This window comes from Clostridium folliculivorans, assembly GCF_024341905.1.
GTDB lineage: Bacteria > Bacillota > Clostridia > Clostridiales > Clostridiaceae > Clostridium_AR > Clostridium_AR folliculivorans.
The window spans coordinates 211,585-231,772 of sequence record NZ_BQXY01000006.1 but is presented as its reverse complement, the minus strand read 5'-3'; the positions used below and the strand labels follow the sequence as shown (position 1 = coordinate 231,772).

Below are 20,188 nucleotides of genomic sequence, written 5' to 3'. Positions count from 1 at the left end.
ATTCCATATATATGATATGAAAAGATAATAACATGGATTATTCAACTTAGGAATTACCCACTTTTTTGTGTGTATGGAATATCTACACCTAAACCTGACCATATCACATTACTATCTAATCAAATAAAAAAACATTGATACCTCAATCTGCATCAATGTTTTTTACTTGCTCATTTATGTATTCTCTTCCTATCTCTTGCATAATGGCTAGAGCCATTAAAATTTTCTTTCCTCTATCTTCTGTAAGAAAATACTCTACTTTAAGTGGATAACCTTCGTATTGTATTTTATCTACTAACCCAAACTCTCTTAATTCATTTAACTGCTGTAATAACATCTTCTGACTTATCCCTTTTATATCTTTTTCTAGCTTGGATAAAGAGGCCTTTCCAATATCCCCTAGCTGCCAAAGAATAACTGTTTTCCACTTACCTTTTAGAATGTCATGGGTAATTTCTAAAGGACAAGTATACTCTTTACGAACTTTCACCTTAATTCTCCTTTCAAAATTTACTATAATCTTTATAATTTATCTTTCTAAAACATATCTTTGCCTATATTGATAAGGCGAACAGTCATAATATTTCTTAGAAGTTCTAGAAAAGTGGTCACTTGAATTATATCCTATAAGCTCTGAAATCTTTACTTGGGTTAAGAAAAATATTTCTAAATTTGGTGGAGATCCTAATAATGTCACTATTGCAGGTCAATCCGCTGGCTCAGCTTCTGTCGAAGTTTTAACAATGACACCAAAAGCTAAGGGACTATTTAAAAATGCTGTTGCTATGAGTTTTAATTATATCTCAACTAAGCTTGATACTATGAAGAATAAAGAAACTACTTCCTCAGAACTGTTTAAAGGAAAAACCTTAAAAGATATGCGTTCGATGTCAACTGATGAACTATTGGCTCTATCTAATAATTATAGTTCTGGTCCTTGTATTGACGGCAATGTAGTTCCTGCTAATCAAATAGATATGCTTAAAGCCGGTACTGCCAATGATGTCAATTTGATCACTGGAATGGTTACTGGGGACACTCTATTATTCTCTGTTCTTCCTAAAGCTCCATTTTCAAATCCTACAACTATGAAAAAAGATGAGCTACTCTCAACTATTAAAAGTACTTTTGGAGCATATGCCGATGAATGCCTTGCTGCTTATCCTATAAATAATGATGAAGCTATTAATGAATTTAATGCAATAAATCAAGACGGAATGATGGCACTGCAGACTGCTCTAGCTAAAGCGAGAACTTTAAAATATACTAATCCAACATATATTTATGAGTTCACTCATGTAATGCCAGGTGTACAGTCAGAAGTGTTTGGTGTATTCCACACTGCAGATGTTCCATACTTTCTAAATCATTTTTCATCAGAAAGAAATTCATACTGGACTGAGACAGACTTTAATCTTGGAGATAAGATGTCTTCTTATCTAGTTAACTTCGCAAAAACAGGAAATCCAAATGGTAAAGGCCTCCCTAACTGGGCTGCTTATAACGGAAATACTTCCTTTATAAATTTTGGTGACACTGTATATAATACAAAATTTAGCGAAGCAAAGAATAAGTTCTGGAAAGATTACTACGGAAATCTTCTTGGTATTTAATATTAAACTTTAAAAAAGTCAAATTCTAAGTACACAAAAATAGCCTCATTAAGCAAATAGTCACGCAAGATTCATTACCGTATTATTTTTGGTGAATAATACGGTATTTTTAATACATCTGGATTATCTCGTATTAATTGGATTAAATCCTGATGCAACGCATTCGCCATCACAAAGTAAAAGACTAGCGAGAAATCTAAATCACCAGTCTTACTAATGGAAATATAAAGTGTCTTATTTTATACCTAACATTGTCAAAATACAATTTGCTAAATCTTGTCCATGCATACCACACATATGAATGCATTCAGCCAAAGTTTGTCCTATCATTTCAACACCTCCTACAAGTTATATTTTATTTATAATCCAAAATTATGTAGATATTATGAAGACTATTTCTTACAATACAAGTTATTCATTTTGATATTTAGTACCTATATATTGAAATCTAAACTTTAAATTTCAATATTTTGTATTAAAAACAAATCATATAATAGAGTTGTTTACCTTCTATTTTCTACTTAATTACCTCATCTTCAAAGGATTACAGCCTGAAGCCACACATCCGCCATCGCAAAGTATATCCACTCCAGTTAAATAGCCGCATTTATCACTGGCACAGAAGGAAAATAGATTTGCAATTTCGTCAACATATCCAAAGCGTTTTATTGCGCAATATTCTGTATACTCTGAAGCACTTTCCTTTTCTAGATCTCCCATAGGAGTCTCAAAGTTACCAGGAGATATAGAAATTAATCTAATTCCTTTCTTCCCGAATTTAGCAGCATCAGTTTTTGCATACCAAATAACAAAATGCTTAGAAATACCATATGCCACGCTTGATCTAAGTTTCTTTGGAAAAAGATTCACTCTCGCCATCATTTTTCTCATAAAAAGTACTTTATCAATTCTACTATATTTATAACTACGCTCAGGCATAATAATTTTAGGAGTAAGATGAGCTGACATTGATGATACATCTATAATACAGGAACCTTCTTCTATCACATTATAAAAAGCTTCATTTATGTTAATTGTACCTAGAGCATTTGCCTCCATTATCTTCTTTGCTTCTCCCATATGTGGGGACATACCTGCAGCATGAATTACAGATGAAATTTTTCCTTTTTCTTTTGCATATGTTGCTAGTATATCAACTGCAGCTCTATCAGAAATATCACAGGCAAAGGATTCTGCTTCAATTCCTTCAGCTCTTAACTCAGCTAATGCACCTTCCAGCTTTTTAATTGATCTCCCTACAATGATAATGTAATTCTCTTTACCAATTATCTTAGCAGTAGCAAGGCCCATTCCACTGCCGCCGCCTGTGATTACACATACTTTTTTCATATAACAACACTCCTTGTATTTTTCTAAATTCAGGCTATACCATAAAGTTTTTTACTTTAATTATTTTTCTCTACCTATTAGATTACTTTCTGTATGCATTTTATAAATTTATCTTATATCAATTTATAAGGCTGAACTATTGTACCTTAGGGCAAAATATATTGTACTTTTAGGAAAGATGTCATTATATTAACGTAATGCATCTAAATAAAAAACTTCTAAAAGGATTGTGATCTTTGGTTTAGCTATCTTGAAAATTTTATAATTTTCTTTCTGGTGAAAAATCCCACAAAATTACGCAACTTGCTTCGCAATCTTATGGGACTTAGACTCGCTATTAGTTTTATTTTTACATTCGGATAATTCCATTTTCTATGGCAACTGCAACTGCTTCTGACCTTGACTCAACATTAAGCTTACTATAAATATTGGTTAGATGAGCTTTAACTGTTCTTTCTGATATCCCCATATCAAAGGCTATTTCCTTGCTCGTACATCCTCTTGCAACAGCTCTTAAAACAAACATTTCTCTTTCTGTTATTGAGTTATTAATAGTATTATTTTTTTGCCCTGTTTCATTTTTTGTACCGAAAATACTCTTACTAATTTCAGGTTGAAGCAATACTTCTCCCCTTATTGCAGATTCAACTGTTCTAATAAGCTCTTCACGGGTACTATCTTTTAACAAATAACCTTTTGCACCTAAGAAAAGTCCATCTCTTATTAATTTATCATCATTAAAGGTTGTTAGAATAATTATAGGGACCGTATTGTTTTTTTCCTTTAATATTTTTATCACTTCCAGCCCACTTCTTTTCGGCATATTTAAATCCATTAAAACCACATCAGGTTTTAACTCCTCAATTAGTATCAATGCTTTGTCTCCATTTTCAGCTTCTCCAACAACTTCGTAGTTTTCTTCTGTTTCAAAAATAAGCTTTAGCCCTTCTCTAACTATCAAATGATCATCTACTACCAATATCCTTCTCTTATTCATTTTCATCAGTAATTCCTTTCTCAATTGGTATAATGATGTTTATATTTGTGCCAGCTTTTCTTCTACTCTTTATTTTAATCTTTCCTTTAATTGCTTTTACACGCTCAGTCATTCCTATTATTCCATAATGCCCAAACAGCCTATCCAAAAGCTTAACATCGAAACCTATTCCATCATCACTGATGCTTATGTTTATTTGATGCTCATTTTCTCTTACCTCAATTACAGCATTTTCAGCCTCTGCATGCCTAGCAATATTATTTAAACCTTCTCTTACAACATATAAAATATGTTTTGAAATATTTTCAGATATATCATAATCTAATATAAAACTTGATGTTATTGAAGTACTAGACATGCCCTTAAAACTAGAAATTTCTTTTTCTAATGCTTCTTTAAGACCCATTTTCTTATTAGTTTGAGCTCTCAAATCATCAATAACAAGTCTTGAATCTGCCAATGTTTTTCTGGCATGTTCCATTGCTTTTTGAACTATTTCTTGAGCACGTTTTACGTTATTGTTATTTAAATTGGCATTTACTGCATCCAATTGCATTATAGTTCCTGCAATACCTTGAGATAATGTATCATGCAAATCTCTAGCAACTCTCTGTCTTTCATTAATTAAGGTTAATTCCTCCACCTTCTCATAGGCCAACGCTAACTCTTGTGAGACTTTTTGACTCTGAATTCTTAATTTTACTTGATTAAAAAATATGATCGAATATGCACGCATAGCTATTGTGATTACTATAAGTAAAGGAAAAGATTGAACTAACTCTCTAACTCCATTAAGTATTATAATTGTGCAGCTAAATATACTATAAAAAGAAATAGCTATACCAACCACTTTAATAGCATTTGTATAAACTATCATACTTTGAATAATAAAAAGTGGTGTTAACCCAAGAACTATAGTTTTATAAGCTTCTGGTGCTATAATTGCGTAGTCAAAAGTTATTATCCCTTGTATAACAAAGTAAAGCCAATATTTATTTTTAAATATATTACTAGAAAACCAAAATACAAACAATTGAATCATCATTACTATGGTAATTCCTATAACTTCATTTAAATGTAAATTATGTGAGTTTGGAACAAAAACTGTAGACAGATAAATTAAAATAATACCCACTACTATCGGGGTCTTTGGAAAAATAGTTTCATCCGAATCTGGCGTAAAGGTTGATTTAAACATATTGCGCAAATCTAGCACCTTCCTTTAAATAAGGTTATTATACGTATATTTTTATATGAATATCTATATTTTATATTATAATAAATTCGTAGGCATAACAATTGTACCTTTGGGCATATTACTTCTTCATTTTATGCAAAACAATAGTGCCAACTAACTATAAAGCTAGCTGTCACCTATATATTTTCTATTATTAAAATCAGCCTTGCCATAGGATGTATTCTTAGTGTTCCTTTGATCCCATCACACGTTTAATTAATCGAGTTGCAAAGCCTGGATTCATACTATAAAGGAAATTCATAGCTTTAGCATCCTTACCAATACAGAAACTATACTTATTCTTTTCCATACCTTTGATAATTAATTCTGCCGCAGTGTCTGGTTTAAGTAGCATCTTAGAATTCTTTTCTTCCTCAGTGACACCTTTATCAGTAAGCTTTGAATTCTTCTTTATATCTGTTGCCATTGCTCCTGGAAATACAAGAGTTACGTGTACATTGGTATCTAATAGTTCTGAATACAAGCCCTCTGTCATTAACTTTACCGCTGCTTTTGAAGAACCATAGGAACTTTGCCCAGGAACAGGAAGAAATCCTCCCATACTTGCAATGTTTACAATATGCCCCTCTGGTCTAGTCAATAAGTGGTTTAAAAATACTTTTGTCATATATAATGTTCCGTAAAAATTAACACTCATTACTTTATCAATCTGTTCTAGTTTTAAATCCTTTAACTGTATAAAAGGTTGAATAATCCCTGCATTATTAATCACTCCATCAACATGTCCAAGTTTCGAAATGATATCTTCTGCAAAGCTAGCTACAGCTTCTTTATCTGTTATGTCCACAATCCTAGTTAATAATCTTTCATTATCACCTGAAATTCTGAAGGTTTCTTGAAGTCCAGCTTGATTTATATCAACTGCTATTACTGTTGCTCCTTTTGATAATAAATTAAGAACTAATTCTCTTCCTACTCCATTTCCCCCACCAGTAATCACTATATTTTTATTTACTACTTTCATTATATTACCCTCCAATTACCTATTTTTTATACTCCTATATATGAACCGCTTCATATTTAAATTTATATTTTCAAATTCTTCTCTCAGAATCCAGAAGAGTTTTTCAAATAGATTTCAGATCGAAGTGTTTCATCTTTATATAGATAAACTACCTGACTTATAAATTTTATTTGGAACTGGTCTATCTATAAAAACTATAGTTTTATCATATAACCAATGAATAACTTGAACAATTGTACTTTAGGGCATAGGTTAATGTACTTTAAGGCAATGTAATATAAATGCGAAAAAGAAGCAAAGCTTCTTTTTCAAAGAATCTTTGCTTCTCACATTTTATCCGTTCTTTAGTGGAGTGATATATTTAAGAATTCATTAAAGCTTACTTGCTGACTCTTTTTTATATTCATTCAATTTTTCATTGAGTTGCTTTGCCTGTGACTGGCCGTCTATATGCATCATCGAAAAAACTAATACTTTAACAGAAAAAATTATGATTGCATATAATATCATAGTATTACTATCAACGGCTCTATTTGGACTAAATAGCCATAACCAAGCTAATATAGCAACATCTGCAAGTGTAGAGCAGACAAACAGGTTAATATTTTGAGTCTTTTTATCTAAATCATATTTATTTACAAAGGCAAACTTGAAAAATACATATGCTGAACTCACTAATATAATTTGCCAAAGTAGTGAAGTTTCGATTACTGTTATAGAGTTACTACTGAAGTATATTGTGACAATGATCATCAAGAACCCAAAAGCTTTTAAAAAATCTTTCAACATAAATTTCAAATACTCATTAATTTTCATAGCGCAGCCTCCTTATAAACCTAATTCTTTTTTTAATATTGGAACATACTGTCTTGAAATAAATACCTTTTCTCCATTTTGCAACAAAGCTTCAAATCTGCCATAAAAAATCGGACTTACAGATTCTATTTTGGAAATATTAAGGATAGTAGATTTCGATGCTCTAAAAAAGCCAAGATTCACATATTCTGTCTCAATTTCATAAAGTCTAAGCTTAGATTCGAAAACCTTTTCTTTACAGTAAATAAATACTTTATTGTCTACTGATTCGAAATAAAATACATCTTTAGGATTGATAACATGCATTTGTAATCCTGTAAGCCCAATAATCTTTTTAGAAGAGGCTTTAATATAATGAATCATCTGTAATAACGATTCATCAAGTTCATTGCATCTTACTATTATTTCAGGTTCACTTCCGTCAGGGATATTTTCAATAGTTACTTTCAATTGGCTTCCCCCCTCACTTCTCTTTCTATGTTTTCAGTATATGTTAGTAACTCTCTACATTCAACCACCTATATAGTAAGCTACATTTTTTGAGAGGTAAGTTGTTTTGTTGTAAGTATATGCTGCATATTAACATACATTTTGTCATGCAAATGATTAAGTTTTTTATGATAATACTAAACTCGAACAAATTTATAATGAAATAATGAAATAATGAAAAATAGTAATTTACATTAAAATAACCTATGATTTTAAAGCAAATCATAGGTTATACATACTGGTTTATTTTCTCTAGGATCTTTTACAATCTCTGCATCAATATTAAATAGTACTTTAAGGTTCTCTTTAGTCATGACCTCATCTGGGCTTCCATCACAAACGATGTTTCCTTCTTTTACTCCAACCATATAATCAGCAAATCGAGCTGCATTGTTAAGCTCATGGATTACCATTACTATTGTTCTATTTTGTTTTTCATTTAAATCCTTTAAAAGTTCTAATATCTCCAACTGATGAGCTAAATCCAAGTAAGTTGTAGGTTCATCTAGTAATAATATGTCTGTTTGCTGAGCCAAAGCCATTGAGATCCACACTCTTTGTCTTTGCCCTCCTGATAAAGCTTCTATTGGTCTAGATTTAAATTCTTTCATTCCTGTAACTTCCAAAGCCCAATTTATTATTTCTCTATCTTCCTTTTGAAGCTTTCCAAAACCACTTTGATGAGGAAATCTTCCGTAAGCAACAAGTTCTTCTACAAGCAGCCCATTTGGTGCTTGAGGACTTTGTGGAAGCACAGCCATAACCTTTGCAATTTCTTTAGAATCCTGCTTTTTTATATCTTTTCCATCTATATAAATAGCACCACTTTTAGGTTCTAAGATTCTGGCTAAGGTTTTTAAAATAGTGGATTTCCCACAACCGTTTGCTCCTATTATAGTTGTTATCTTTCCTTTAGGTATATTTAGATTTAATCCTTTAACTATATCTAAATTACCATAAGATATATCTAGATTTTCTGTATTTATAATATTCATATTTATGTTACTCATGATTTACCTCCAGCAATATATACATTAACTTTTAGCGTCTATCTCATTAAAATTCAAATAACTTTTTATAGTCCATGTTTAACGATATTTTTAAAATTAATTCTTTGCTTAAGCTCATTAAAGCATCGTATGTGTGACCACTTAATTTCAACAAGATACTTTAATAACACCTATTGCTTAAGCATTAGGTATACGAAATAAGGAACTCCTATAATTGATAACACTATTCCAACAGGTATCTCCGCTGGTGCTAGTAAGTTTTTAGCTATTATATCCGAAACTAAAAATAGAAAAATACTTATAAGAGCTGAGGTTGGTATCAAAACCTTGTGTTTGGGACCAACTAATCTTCTTCCAATATGTGGTGCAACTAAACCTAAGAAAGAAATTGTACCTGAAACTGCAGTGGCTGCTCCAGCTAAAGCTACAGCAAAAAATAGCAATTTTCTTCTTTCTTTTTCTACTTTTACTCCAAGTCCAGTTGATAGCTCATCACCTAAATTGAGTACATCAAGATATCTTGCTTTATATAATGTAAGTACTAAAAATATAACTATCCATGGAAGTGTTGCAATTACGTATTTCCAATTTGCTCCCCATATGCTTCCAGAGATCCATACCATAACTCTATTAAACTCTTGAGTAGTAAACTTAAGTTGGAATATTATAAGCATTGCAGTAAACGCAGAATTTATGCCAATTCCAACTAATATAAGCCTAGATGGATTTATTCCCTTTTTCCATGCCAAGGAATATATCAAAGCTGCAGCAATAAAAGCTCCAGTAAGAGCCAAAATTGGCATTGTATATATAGTTATGTCACTTATAACAGCATATGTATTTCCACTGGTAAAATATATGTACACTACAACTGCAAGTGAAGCACCTGAACCGATTCCTAATATTCCTGGATCAGCCAAATCATTTTTAGTTATCCCTTGTAATATGGTTCCTGAAGTTGATAAGCCTATAGCAACTAAAACTGCAATTATTATTCTAGGTAATCTGAGAGTAAATAGTACCAATTCATCTTTTCGTGTTCCTTTTCCTATAAGGGTTTTCAGAACATCAATTGGTTTTATAGATAAAGAACCCATATTAAGACTTACTATAAAACTAATTACTATAAGTGCAGTTAATAAAATTGATATATTTCTAAATCTTTTATTTCCACTTAATATGTTCATCAAATTTTATCCCCCTTTCTTACAAGGTATATAAAGAACGGTACACCTATTAGTGCTATCAAGGAACCTATGGGAGTTTCGTAAGGCTGATTAATCATCCTTGCAGCAATATCACAGTAGACCACAAGTGCAGCGCCTACTATAAGCGAACATGGAATTATATATCTATAGTCTGGGCCAACTAATCCTTTCACTATCTGTGGAACTATAAGTCCTACAAAAGCCACATTACCAGCAACTGATACGGAAGCACCACAAAGCATAATGACTATAACAATACCTATAAGTCTTATTAAATTTATCTTTTGTCCGAGGCCTATAGCTATTTCTTCACCTAAACTTAAAATAGTTATTTTTGGTGATACTATAATTGCCATCACAACACCTATTAAGCCTACCATTCCAAGAAGCTTTACTCCTTGCCATTTAGCTGTTGTAAGTCCGCCTGCAATCCAAAAGCTCAACTGCTGTGATAAATTAAAATACATGGCAATAGCAGTTGCTAAAGATATGAGAAGAGTTCCTATTGCAGTTCCTGCTAATGCAAGCTTTACTGGATCGGTTCCTTTAATTGATTTTGAACTTAGAAAATACACCAATATGCCACTTATACTTGCTCCTGCAAAAGCAAATATCATAAGTCCAAATCCTCCAATATTTAGCTGCATAGAAAATGCAATTGCGATTGTAAATGTAGCTCCTTGAGTTATTCCCATAATTGAGGGCTCTGCTATAGGATTTCTTGTAATCCCTTGCATTACAGCTCCTGAAACAGCTAAAAAACCTCCAACTAATGCAGCTGCAATGGCTCTTGGCATTCTTAAATCTCTAATTATTTGATTATCAACATTGTCTTTAGAGAAAAAAATACTATTGAAAACTGTATCCAAACTAATATGCTTTGCTCCAAGAGACATAGATAACCCTATTCCAAATAATAAAACAGCAGCTCCAATAACTATAATTAGTGATGCTGCTACAATCCTAGATTTCTTATTTTCCTCATTCATACCTTTTTCAGCTAAAATCATTGATGTGCTTATCCTCCTCTAAAACAAAGATAACGTATTTTGTTCATAGAAATTATGATCTCTTCAGCTTTATAAATCTCAATTTCTACTCAAAACACATTTGGGCAAAATGTTATAAATGCAATTTAGGATGACCTTATTTATACAGATGCATAACTTTATTAATTAGTCTATATCTTCAAAATTTCCGTTCACAACCTTCGGAATTTTAAAAACAGATTACATATAAGTTCACATCCTATTTCTAGTCATCCTAATTTTTTTATATTTTATAATGTTACATGCAATTTGTTATTGAAATTAAAGTATTACTATGGAGATACTATATGAGCAAGCAACTAGAATTTAATAATTTTTAGAGATGAAGTGCCGTTAAAAAACTATACTGTTCGAACGAAGTGAGTTTACAGTTTTAGGCACTTCATTGAAGAAAAATAATATAAATTCTTTGCGTAGCTCATCCAAGTATCGGAAGAGTGATACATTAATTTCAACGCATCAAATTACTTACCTGCTAATTTTTCTTTGATGCCATCAAGAAGTTTTTCTTTTCCTATTGGTTGATATCCTTGTACGAAGTAAGGAGCACTTTCTAGCTTAGTAACTTTTCCATCCTTAACAGCCTTTAGATTCTTGTATACTGCACTGTTTTGTAAGTCATTCCAATCTGCATCAGTTGCTATTACGATTAGATAATCTGATTGTATTTGCGCTAAACCTTCCATAGTTACAACTGGTAAGCTTATTCCTTCTTGTGGTGGAAGATTTGTAGGCTTAGCTAATTTCATATCATCATATAACATTGAACCTATTCCAGCACCTGTTAAAACATAGAACTTTCCTGCACTTGCAAGTACTGTTAAGTATGTAGTTTTATCGCCATTCTTTTCAGCTATAGCTTTTCCAACTGCTTGTGCCTTAGTATCATAATCTTTCAACCAATTTTGAGCTTCTGTTTCTTTTCCTAATATCTTTGCTACATCAGTAATATTTGTTCTCCAATCATTTTGGTAATCCTTAAGTACAACTACTGGAGCAACTGCCTTTAATTGATCGTATATCTTATTTTGTCTTTCACTCATTATAATTAAATCTGGATTAGTAGCAATGATAGCTTCTACATCCATAGTATCTGTCATTGAATGTCCTACTACCTTAGCATTTCCTAGCTTATCTTTAACGTATTCTGGAACTTCTGTTGTCTTGTATGAATCAACATTAGCAGTTGCTACTGGAATATCTCCAAGTATTGCAAGTGCTTCACTTGACCCTGAAACATCAACTATTCTTTTTGGATTTGTTGGTATAGTAACATCGCCCTTTACAGTGCTTACTACCTTTGTATCGCTTTCTTTTTTAGTTTCTTCCTTCTTTGTCGATGAACATCCAGCCAATACTCCTATTGAAAGTACTGTAGCTAATAATAAACCTAAAACACTCTTTTTTTTCATTACTATTCCTCCTACAATTTTACCTTAAACATATTTTGTTTGATTATTATCAAACTATATTGTATTGATAATCATTTTCATCTGTTACCAAGAATCATTATACCAAAATTGGTTTTTATGTCAATGTAATTATCTTCCTAAGATTAATAAAATTTTATACCTACCGCTTCTAACCTATTATTTTTCAATAGAATAAAAAGAGGTAAATAAAAAAAAGATAACTGAGCTATATAATTTTTATAGCATCAATTACCTTTTCTCCAAAATTTATTAAGTTTAATTTTTAACATTGTTATTGAATAATATAACAGTATAACTTTAATTTACCTTGATAAATATTGATCTACTTTATCTTATAAAACTTAGCTTCATGTGCTTTTATTTTATTGCTTAATATTCCACTTGAAACTTTAAAGTCTTCATGTTGCCATAGATCTCTGATTGTATCTACTTTTTCAATTCCTACTTCTCTTAAATCTAACTCCACTTGACTATCTATGTCAGATATATTGAACAAAGCTACATAATTTTCTCCGTCTTTGCCTTTGGCTGTCCATATAGCTTTATCTTCATCTTTATAAAACTGTTTGTTTGAATTAGAATATTTTAATACATTAAGAACCTCTTCATTGGTTATAAGCTCTAAGGTCCACTGATCATTGTCAGTCATCACTCCACCAAACATAAGCGGTGAACGTGCAATACACCATAAGGTCATAAGTGTTCTTTGCTCTCTTCTAGTAAAGTTAGTCCATTTTCCTTTGCCTTCAAATTGATGTTCTCTAAGGCAAATATGACCAAAAGGAAGCATGTCTGCATCTGGCCAATGTGATGCTCCCATATGTTCATTCCAATTTCCTAAAAGCTCAAATTGTTTATAAAGCTGCTCCCAATTGTCCCAGAAGTCTCCGGAGATTCTCCACATATTTGCATGTACCTTTAAATGTTCTGCTTCCTCCAAAGGTGCTGATCCTGGGGATAAACTAAATACCACATCTCTTCCACAGTTATCTAAGGCATTCTTTATAAGTTCAATTTCCCCTTTTGCATAAGGAAAAGATAAGTCATCTACCTTTATAAAATCAAATCCCCACTCTGCATACATATTTATTATTGAATTATAGTACTCTTGTGCGCCTTCCTTTGTAGCATCAATACCATACATATCAGTGTTCCATGGGCATATTGAGTTAGTATCTGCAATGTCTTTAGCAAACTTATCAGTACCTAGTATTGGAGTATTTGCCTTTACCGCCTGCTTTGGTATTCCTCTGAGAATATGGATACCAAACTTAAGTCCCTTGCTATGAATATACTCACCTAAAGCTTTAAATCCATTACCATCTTTAGCACTAGGAAATCTATTTACTGAAGGTATAAGTCTTCCATACTGATCCATATCAAGAGGTGCATATGGATGATATTCAGTTGAATCTGCTGTAGGCTCATACCATTGTATGTCTACAACTACATACTCCCACCCATATTTCTTTAGATGTTTTTCCATATAATCTGCATTGCCTCTAACTTCATTTTCCCTTACACTTGCACCATAGCAATCCCAACTGTTCCATCCCATTGGAGGTGTTAACGCTATACTTTTACTCATTTAAATTCTCTCCCTTTTATATATGTTCTTAGATCTATAAACATTGATTAACAGTACAATATTGCTTAAAATATAATTACAAGTTTATGTTATCACCTGTGTATGTATTGGACAATTGTAATATAATGCTTTTGGAGGGTAAAATATTGCTTAATGATAATTCTACAAAATACCTAAATTCTTTTGGTTTTCATTTTCTAAATTCACCTAAAAATTCTCCTTATCAATTAAAATCAATAGGCTGGGAGATACGCACCTCAAAAAGTTATAGCTGGGATGGTATGAAACGAAAAGATGACAATGAACACTGCATCTTTCAATATACTTTATCAGGCTCTGGTGAAATTCGCATAAGTGATAAAGTATATGCCCTAAAGAAAGGTGACGCCTTCTTAGTAAAAATCCCAGATAATCATCATTATTACTTACCTGAAGACAGTGACAAATGGGAGTTTATCTATATACATTTATATGGAAAAGGCTCTATTGATCACTGCACTGATCTATTAAGTTCCTATGGAAATGTATTTAAACTATCATCTGATTCTCCAGTTATGACTTACCTTTGGAAGGTTTATTGGGATGCAGTAAACAACAATATAGAAGATGGTTATCAAACTTCTTCCTTTGCATACAATTTCATAATGGAATTACATAGAAGTAAGGCTGCTTTAGAAACTACTATTAATAGCAAATATAGCTCAAGTATTGAGAATGTAATAAATTTTATTGAGCATAATTTTTCTACAGAACTTACTTTAGATGATCTAGCAAAAGTCTCAAGTATGTCTAAATTTCACTTTAATAGAACTTTTAACAATATAGTTGGTACTCCCCCTTGGAATTATCTAACTAAAATAAGGCTTGAAAAAGCAGTTGAATTACTGCTTAAAGATACTATGTCTATTGACATCATTGCCAAAAAAGTTGGTTTTTCTGGCGAGAACTACTTTAGTAAAGTATTCCGAAAATATCTTGGTATTTCACCAGGAAGATTTAGGGAAGAACATTTCGAGGTAAATAGCTACTTACTTAAGCTTTAGATGAATCACTTCATACTTAAACTTATATTTTCAAATTCTCCTCTCAGAACCCAGAGGAGTTTTGAACAATAGATTTGGGATTGAAGTGTTTCAACTTTTTCTATAAGTTATCACAATTGAATACCCAATTACTGTGAATTATAATTATTATATATTTTAAAAGTAAAAGGGGGAATGTCAATGAGGAAAAAACTAACTTTACGAACAATATCCATCTATATCTTTGCAGCTATTGTAATCGGTTTAATTGTATTTTTATTCTTACCTAGAAGTACTAAAACTAAATATGATAAAGAAGCAAATGAAAAACTATTAAATGCAACTCATAAAAGTTATACTCAAGTAAGCTATCCTACAAATAAGAGTTATAAAGATAGAACTTTTTATGAAATCTTTGTAGCATCCTTTAATGACAGTAATGGTGATGGCCTCGGTGATTTAAAAGGTGTAGAGCAAAAATTAGATTATCTAAAGGATTTAGGCATCTCAGGCATATGGCTTATGCCTATAAACGAAAGTCCAAGCTATCACGGTTATGATGTATCTGACTATTACAATGTTAGAAAGAAATACGGCACAATGGATGATTTATATAGTCTTATAAACGAAGCTCATAAAAGAGACATTGCAGTATATATGGATTTAGTAATAAACCACACCAGCACTAAAAATCCATGGTTTATGGAATCATTAAATAACAAAGATAGCAAATACAGAGATTATTATCTTTGGACCCAATACTCCAATAAGCTAAATGAATATTCTAGTATAAATACTATGCCTTGGAGAGTTGCTAGCAAGGATAACATATACTATGGAATATTTGCAGAAGACATGCCTGACTTAAACTACGATAATCCTGATGTTAGAAAAGAAGTGAAAGATATTGCTAAATACTATCTTGATATGGGTATGGACGGCTTCCGTTTAGATGCAGCAAGGCATATATATGATGGCGAGCTGGATAAAAATCTTAAGTGGTGGAAAGAGTTTAACAGCTATGTAAAGAGTGTAAACAAAAATGCTTTACTAGTAGGTGAAGTTTGGGATAAAACAGAAGTGGTTTCTGATTACTTAACAGCACTGGATTCTTGTTTTAATTTTGATTTAAGTACTGATATCGTCAATTCAGTTAAGGATAATAACTTTAAAGATTTAGCTTCCTCATATTTTTCTATGCAATCGGTTGCTCAATCAAAAAACAAAGATTATCTAGACAGTACTTTCTTAGGTAATCATGATATGAATCGAATCATGAGTACCTTAGGTTCAGTGGACAAATGTAAAACTGCTGCAGCTATATTGCTTACACTTCCAGGTACTCCTTACATCTATTATGGTGAAGAGACAGGAATGACTGGAGTAAAACCGGACGAAAAGATAAGAGAACCTTTCATATGGGATAACAAGGATAAATCAAAAAATACAAGCTGGACTGCGGTAAGTAATGATAACAAATCCATAGCTGTAAAACTTGAAGAAAAAAATAAGGATTCACTTTTGAACTTCTATAAAGGTCTCATTAAACTTAGAAATGATAATCCTACCTTAAGATATGGTAGCTTTGAAGCTTTAAATACTGGTAATTCTAAGGTATTTACTTTCACTAGAAGCTATAAAGATGAAAATATAAGTGTATTTATCAATGGCAATGATGAAGATCAAACCATAAGCCTTTCTCCTATTAAAGGTGAGATACTTTATTCTTCACAAGGCTCATCAGGTAATGTTGATATATCTAAAGAACTAAAGCTAAAAAAAGGTGAAATTTTAATAATTAAGAATGTTAAATAGCTATATAGTTCTTTTAGATAAAAATTGAATTATCTATCAATTCACTGGTATACTTGGCCAAGAATAAATGTAATTCAAGCTAATAAAAATAGGATAGAGCTTCTTTTTGAGCTCTATCCTATTTTCACCTAAACTTTTCCGGTTGCTTTACTTTCATTGATAAGATATGACCACATTCCGTACAAATTTCTGCTATAACCTCAGATCCTGATGAAAAGACTTTATCAATTGGGTACATTCTTCCTTGTGCTGTATGTTTTCCCAGACCAATTTTATTGCTTCCGCATACGGGACATAATTTTTCACTCATAGAGAACCTCCTCCTATACATCCTTTCTTAATTCTTAAATAATATAAAATGCTATTTATAGTGAAGATAGTATATTCTATTGTGACAAAACCAAATAATATCATATCCATTATAAATATCTCATCCAAACTTCTTTTTTCTTTCACCATTATATACATCCAAAACACATTTACTATTGTATACATTATTATAAAAGGAACATACAATATACAATAATAGGTAGCTACCTTTTTTGCATGGTTTATTTTATCAGTTATATCACTGTACATATTTGGTGGTTCCCCATTTTTGTCATAATCCATAGCCCATATATTCCATTTGTTAGTACTTGAATTTGAAATAAAGTATAATTTCCATCCAGCTTCTTTATTTATTTCAAAGTATTCTTTAGTCACTTGTTTTTTAAAGTCTACTGAAAACTTCTTATTTTCCTTATTTCCTTTAACAAAATAAAATTTTACACCATTTTTACTTATCTTATATAAGTTAAAGCCTTTTCTTTCCATCTTTTCAAGCCACAATTCTAGTTTATCCGGATATGAGAACCATGCTAGTTTTATTCTAACTATACCCTTCTTTTTGCCAATATATATTTCATCATCAATATTTTTAAAAATATCATAGTTATACGCAAGTTCAATTCCGTCAGCATACTCTATCCTCTTAGTTGAAGCTTTCATTCTAAAATGAGTATATGCTAAAAAAGTAAATACGCTTAATTGAACTACTGAATATAATATTCCTAGTATCTCGAGAGTTTCACTGTATTCTACTTGTACATGCATTAGCCGTAAAATTGATCTAGTAAAAAACCCTGCAATTAGTGGAAGTAATATTAGAAGTCCAAGCGCTGTGCCAGAGTAGTTTACAATCTTATTATTTCTTTCAATAATAGAATTTCTGCTTGGTATTATAGTTATATTTTCAGACTCATTTATTAATATCTTCCATTGATTATGCTGTGATATTATCCTCCATCCACTGTTATCTAAGCTTTTAGGCAGTGAATTACTTTGATTATTATCATATATGATTCTATAAAAAACTTTATTCTTTTCAGCCTTTATGAATTTAAATATTCTAAAACCAAAGTCTACAGACTCTAACTTATAGCCTCTTAAACTCATATCCCGTAACCATTCTTCTGTTTTCTTAATATCATAACTCCAAAAGAGTCTTACTAATTTCTTATACATCAAATCTCCCCCCTAACTGCCTTGCATTATTATTAAGCTCTTCTAACCGATTAATTTCCAACTTTAAGAGCAACTTTCCCAGTTCCGTTATTTCATATATGGTCTTTCTGTCTTCATTAGAATAAACCATAACTATTTCATCCTTTTCCATCTTACTTAGTGTTCCATATACCGTGCCTGATCCAAGAACTATCCTACCTTTAGTTAGATTGTCAACCTCTTTTATTATTCCATACCCATGCTTTGGCTCGTATAAAGATAATAATATATAGAAGGCTGTTTCAGTCATTGGCATATACTTTCTTATAACTTTTTCTTTTTCCATATAATCCTCTAAGCATCATTTTTATTGATGTATCACCTATAATTAATTTTAGATTTTTAACTTATCCCATCAGAACTTGTGAGAGCTTTAAAAATAAATTCACTCTCTAAGTGCTTCATCTTTAATTAATAATCAAAAGCATGTATGTCACAGCGTGACATATTATAATCATACTATATCACGCTGTGACATATATGTAAACATTATTTTCCATATATTCAATGAATGTTAAGTTTAGACAATTAATACATCAAGTGATATTATATTTATAGATTATGAAAGTAGATTTAGAATCAGCTAAACATCTTTACCAAATCCCCTTCAAACCAGCATTTTGTAAGTAACTTTTTAAAAAGTTTTAATTTTAAAAAGTTATAATTAAAAAAATTTAAATTTATATAAAGTTAAAAAGTTATAGAAATTGGAGGTGCTCTTTTGAAAGTACTAGTAACAGGCTTTACCCCTTTTGGAGTAGAAGCTATAAATCCATCCTTTGAAGCAGTACAGGCTTTGTCAGATAAAATTGCTCAAGCTAATATCATAACTCTTGAAATACCTACAGTGTTCCATGAATCAATAGAAATCTTAGATAAAGCAATTGAAATAAATAAGCCCGACATAGTTATTTGTGTAGGACAAGCAGGTGGAAGGTTCGATATAACCGTTGAGAGAGTTGCAATCAATATAGACGATGCAAGAATTGAAGACAACAAAGGAAATCAGCCTATTGATGAGCCTATATTTTCTGATGGACAGCCAGCTTACTTTGCTAATGTTCCTATAAAGTCAATGGTTGAAAAGATAAGAGAATCAGGTATTCCAGCTTCGGTTTCAAATTCAGCTGGAACCTTCGTATGCAATCATATTATGTATGGTTTAATGTATCTTATAGATAAGAAATATTCAAAGGTAAGAGGAACTTTTATACATGTTCCATTTATACCTCAGCAGGTAGTTGATAAATATAATGCTCCTTCCATGGAGTTGAGCATGATCTCAAAAGCACTGGGGTTAGCTATAGAAGCTGCTATTGGAAATAGAGGTGATATAAAGGCTGCACTAGGAAGCATTTGTTAGTTCTTAGATAAATGAAAGAGAAAATACGGTATGTGCCTAACTTTCTCTTTCATTTATTGATTTATTTTTAAATTTTATTATTTCAATAAATTACTTAATTAAATTATTATTTAATGTCTAGAATCCATTTTACTGCTTCTAGTACATCCTCAGCAATATAATCAGCGTCATATTCCTGCCAAGTATGCCTATACTCTGATAGACTTCCTTTACCTACTCCAGTCATAACTAATATGCCTTTTGTTCCAGCATTTCTAGCTAAAACAATATCATTCATTCCCATATCCCCTATTACATAGCTATTTTTTAGATCTATATCATGTTTTTTAACTGCATCTTCGATTAATCCTGGCAATGGTTTCTTACAAGAACAACAGTCTTCTCTAGTATGTGAACAGCAGTAAACTTCATCAAAATATGCCCCTCTATCAGCTAGTTGGTTGCTCAACATATTAATTTTGTAATCAAAATCCCTTTGAGAAATTATTCCCCTAGATATATTACTTTGATTTGTAATTACAATAGCTAATATACCATTTTCATTTAATAGTTTTACTGCTTCAATTGAGAATGGATAAAACTCAAAATCAGTGATATCATCTATACCTGTCCCGCCAAGGGTTCCTTGCAAATCTATAAATGCTGCAATCTTGCCTTTAGACATAGTT

Annotated in this window: 21 protein-coding genes; 4 read left to right on the top strand and 17 right to left on the bottom strand. The window is 31.4% G+C overall.

Features of this window, described 5'->3' with window-relative positions:
- Window positions 1-142: 142 nt before the first annotated feature.
- Window positions 143-490: a winged helix-turn-helix transcriptional regulator gene (locus tag OCU55_RS17365; protein ID WP_261853552.1), complete on the bottom strand. Its 348-nt coding sequence runs from the start codon at window positions 488-490 to the stop codon at window positions 143-145.
- A 39-nt stretch (window positions 491-529) separates the two neighbouring features.
- Window positions 530-697 carry an AraC family transcriptional regulator gene (locus OCU55_RS24070; protein ID WP_261856302.1) on the bottom strand — a complete coding sequence of 56 codons (168 nt, stop codon included), beginning with the start codon at window positions 695-697 and terminating at the stop codon, window positions 530-532.
- On the opposite strand from OCU55_RS24070, the gene OCU55_RS17360 reads away from it, so the two are divergent.
- Entirely contained in the window at window positions 627-1,613 is a 987-nt protein-coding gene (locus tag OCU55_RS17360; protein WP_345795599.1) for a carboxylesterase family protein, read from the top strand. The two genes, OCU55_RS24070 and OCU55_RS17360, sit on opposite strands and share 71 nt — an antisense overlap.
- 525 nt (window positions 1,614-2,138) lie before the next feature.
- Here OCU55_RS17360 and OCU55_RS17355 read toward each other — a convergent pair.
- The 11 genes from OCU55_RS17355 to OCU55_RS17305 form a co-directional block, all read right to left on the bottom strand.
- The gene (locus OCU55_RS17355; RefSeq protein WP_261853551.1) at window positions 2,139-2,963 is read right to left on the bottom strand and encodes an SDR family oxidoreductase; all 825 of its coding nucleotides are present in this window, start codon (window positions 2,961-2,963) and stop codon (window positions 2,139-2,141) included.
- Window positions 2,964-3,312: 349 nt separating this feature from the next.
- Window positions 3,313-3,966 (bottom strand): response regulator transcription factor, encoded by a 654-nt coding sequence (locus tag OCU55_RS17350; RefSeq protein WP_280923808.1) that lies wholly within the window; start codon window positions 3,964-3,966, stop codon window positions 3,313-3,315.
- Entirely contained in the window at window positions 3,953-5,158 is a 1,206-nt protein-coding gene (locus OCU55_RS17345; RefSeq protein ID WP_261853627.1) for a sensor histidine kinase, read from the bottom strand. The genes OCU55_RS17350 and OCU55_RS17345 overlap by 14 nt, the downstream gene beginning before the upstream one ends.
- A gap of 223 nt (window positions 5,159-5,381) precedes the next feature.
- Window positions 5,382-6,182, bottom strand: a complete 801-nt coding sequence (locus OCU55_RS17340) for an SDR family NAD(P)-dependent oxidoreductase (RefSeq protein ID WP_261853550.1) — start codon at window positions 6,180-6,182, stop codon at window positions 5,382-5,384.
- Window positions 6,183-6,554: 372 nt separating this feature from the next.
- Window positions 6,555-6,998: a DUF3021 domain-containing protein gene (locus OCU55_RS17335; RefSeq protein WP_261853549.1), complete on the bottom strand. Its 444-nt coding sequence runs from the start codon at window positions 6,996-6,998 to the stop codon at window positions 6,555-6,557.
- A gap of 12 nt (window positions 6,999-7,010) precedes the next feature.
- Entirely contained in the window at window positions 7,011-7,448 is a 438-nt protein-coding gene (locus OCU55_RS17330; protein ID WP_261853548.1) for a LytTR family DNA-binding domain-containing protein, read from the bottom strand.
- Between the two features lie 251 nt (window positions 7,449-7,699).
- Entirely contained in the window at window positions 7,700-8,482 is a 783-nt protein-coding gene (locus tag OCU55_RS17325; RefSeq protein ID WP_261853626.1) for an ABC transporter ATP-binding protein, read from the bottom strand.
- Between the two features lie 185 nt (window positions 8,483-8,667).
- Window positions 8,668-9,684: a FecCD family ABC transporter permease gene (locus OCU55_RS17320; protein ID WP_261853625.1), complete on the bottom strand. Its 1,017-nt coding sequence runs from the start codon at window positions 9,682-9,684 to the stop codon at window positions 8,668-8,670.
- The gene (locus tag OCU55_RS17315; RefSeq protein ID WP_261853624.1) at window positions 9,684-10,694 is read right to left on the bottom strand and encodes a FecCD family ABC transporter permease; all 1,011 of its coding nucleotides are present in this window, start codon (window positions 10,692-10,694) and stop codon (window positions 9,684-9,686) included. The genes OCU55_RS17320 and OCU55_RS17315 overlap by 1 nt, the downstream gene beginning before the upstream one ends.
- A gap of 524 nt (window positions 10,695-11,218) precedes the next feature.
- Window positions 11,219-12,166: an ABC transporter substrate-binding protein gene (locus OCU55_RS17310; RefSeq protein ID WP_261853547.1), complete on the bottom strand. Its 948-nt coding sequence runs from the start codon at window positions 12,164-12,166 to the stop codon at window positions 11,219-11,221.
- 343 nt (window positions 12,167-12,509) lie between these two features.
- Complete coding sequence (locus OCU55_RS17305) at window positions 12,510-13,775, bottom strand: glycoside hydrolase family 27 protein (protein ID WP_261853546.1); 1,266 nt, start codon at window positions 13,773-13,775, stop codon at window positions 12,510-12,512.
- A 146-nt stretch (window positions 13,776-13,921) separates the two neighbouring features.
- On the opposite strand from OCU55_RS17305, the gene OCU55_RS17300 reads away from it, so the two are divergent.
- Window positions 13,922-14,818: an AraC family transcriptional regulator gene (locus OCU55_RS17300; RefSeq protein ID WP_261853545.1), complete on the top strand. Its 897-nt coding sequence runs from the start codon at window positions 13,922-13,924 to the stop codon at window positions 14,816-14,818.
- A 180-nt stretch (window positions 14,819-14,998) separates the two neighbouring features.
- Window positions 14,999-16,612: an alpha-amylase family glycosyl hydrolase gene (locus tag OCU55_RS17295; protein ID WP_261853544.1), complete on the top strand. Its 1,614-nt coding sequence runs from the start codon at window positions 14,999-15,001 to the stop codon at window positions 16,610-16,612.
- A gap of 124 nt (window positions 16,613-16,736) precedes the next feature.
- Here the strand turns inward: OCU55_RS17295 and OCU55_RS17290 are convergent, their stop codons facing one another.
- From OCU55_RS17290 to OCU55_RS17280, 3 genes are read right to left on the bottom strand one after another with little or no spacing between them, the layout of a single operon-like run.
- Window positions 16,737-16,922 carry a transcription initiation factor TFIIIB gene (locus tag OCU55_RS17290; protein ID WP_261853543.1) on the bottom strand — a complete coding sequence of 62 codons (186 nt, stop codon included), beginning with the start codon at window positions 16,920-16,922 and terminating at the stop codon, window positions 16,737-16,739.
- Complete coding sequence (locus OCU55_RS17285; RefSeq protein ID WP_261853542.1) at window positions 16,919-18,118, bottom strand: DUF2812 domain-containing protein; 1,200 nt, start codon at window positions 18,116-18,118, stop codon at window positions 16,919-16,921. The genes OCU55_RS17290 and OCU55_RS17285 overlap by 4 nt, the downstream gene beginning before the upstream one ends.
- Window positions 18,111-18,443: a PadR family transcriptional regulator gene (locus OCU55_RS17280; RefSeq protein ID WP_261853541.1), complete on the bottom strand. Its 333-nt coding sequence runs from the start codon at window positions 18,441-18,443 to the stop codon at window positions 18,111-18,113. Before OCU55_RS17280 ends, OCU55_RS17285 begins: the two co-directional genes overlap by 8 nt.
- A 435-nt stretch (window positions 18,444-18,878) precedes the next feature.
- On the opposite strand from OCU55_RS17280, the gene pcp reads away from it, so the two are divergent.
- Complete coding sequence (gene pcp / locus OCU55_RS17275; RefSeq protein ID WP_261853540.1) at window positions 18,879-19,520, top strand: pyroglutamyl-peptidase I; 642 nt, start codon at window positions 18,879-18,881, stop codon at window positions 19,518-19,520.
- Between the two features lie 106 nt (window positions 19,521-19,626).
- Here the strand turns inward: pcp and OCU55_RS17270 are convergent, their stop codons facing one another.
- On the bottom strand, window positions 19,627-20,184 hold the full coding sequence (locus OCU55_RS17270; RefSeq protein ID WP_261853539.1) for a D-glycero-alpha-D-manno-heptose-1,7-bisphosphate 7-phosphatase: 558 nt from the start codon (window positions 20,182-20,184) through the stop codon (window positions 19,627-19,629).
- Window positions 20,185-20,188: the final 4 nt, after the last annotated feature.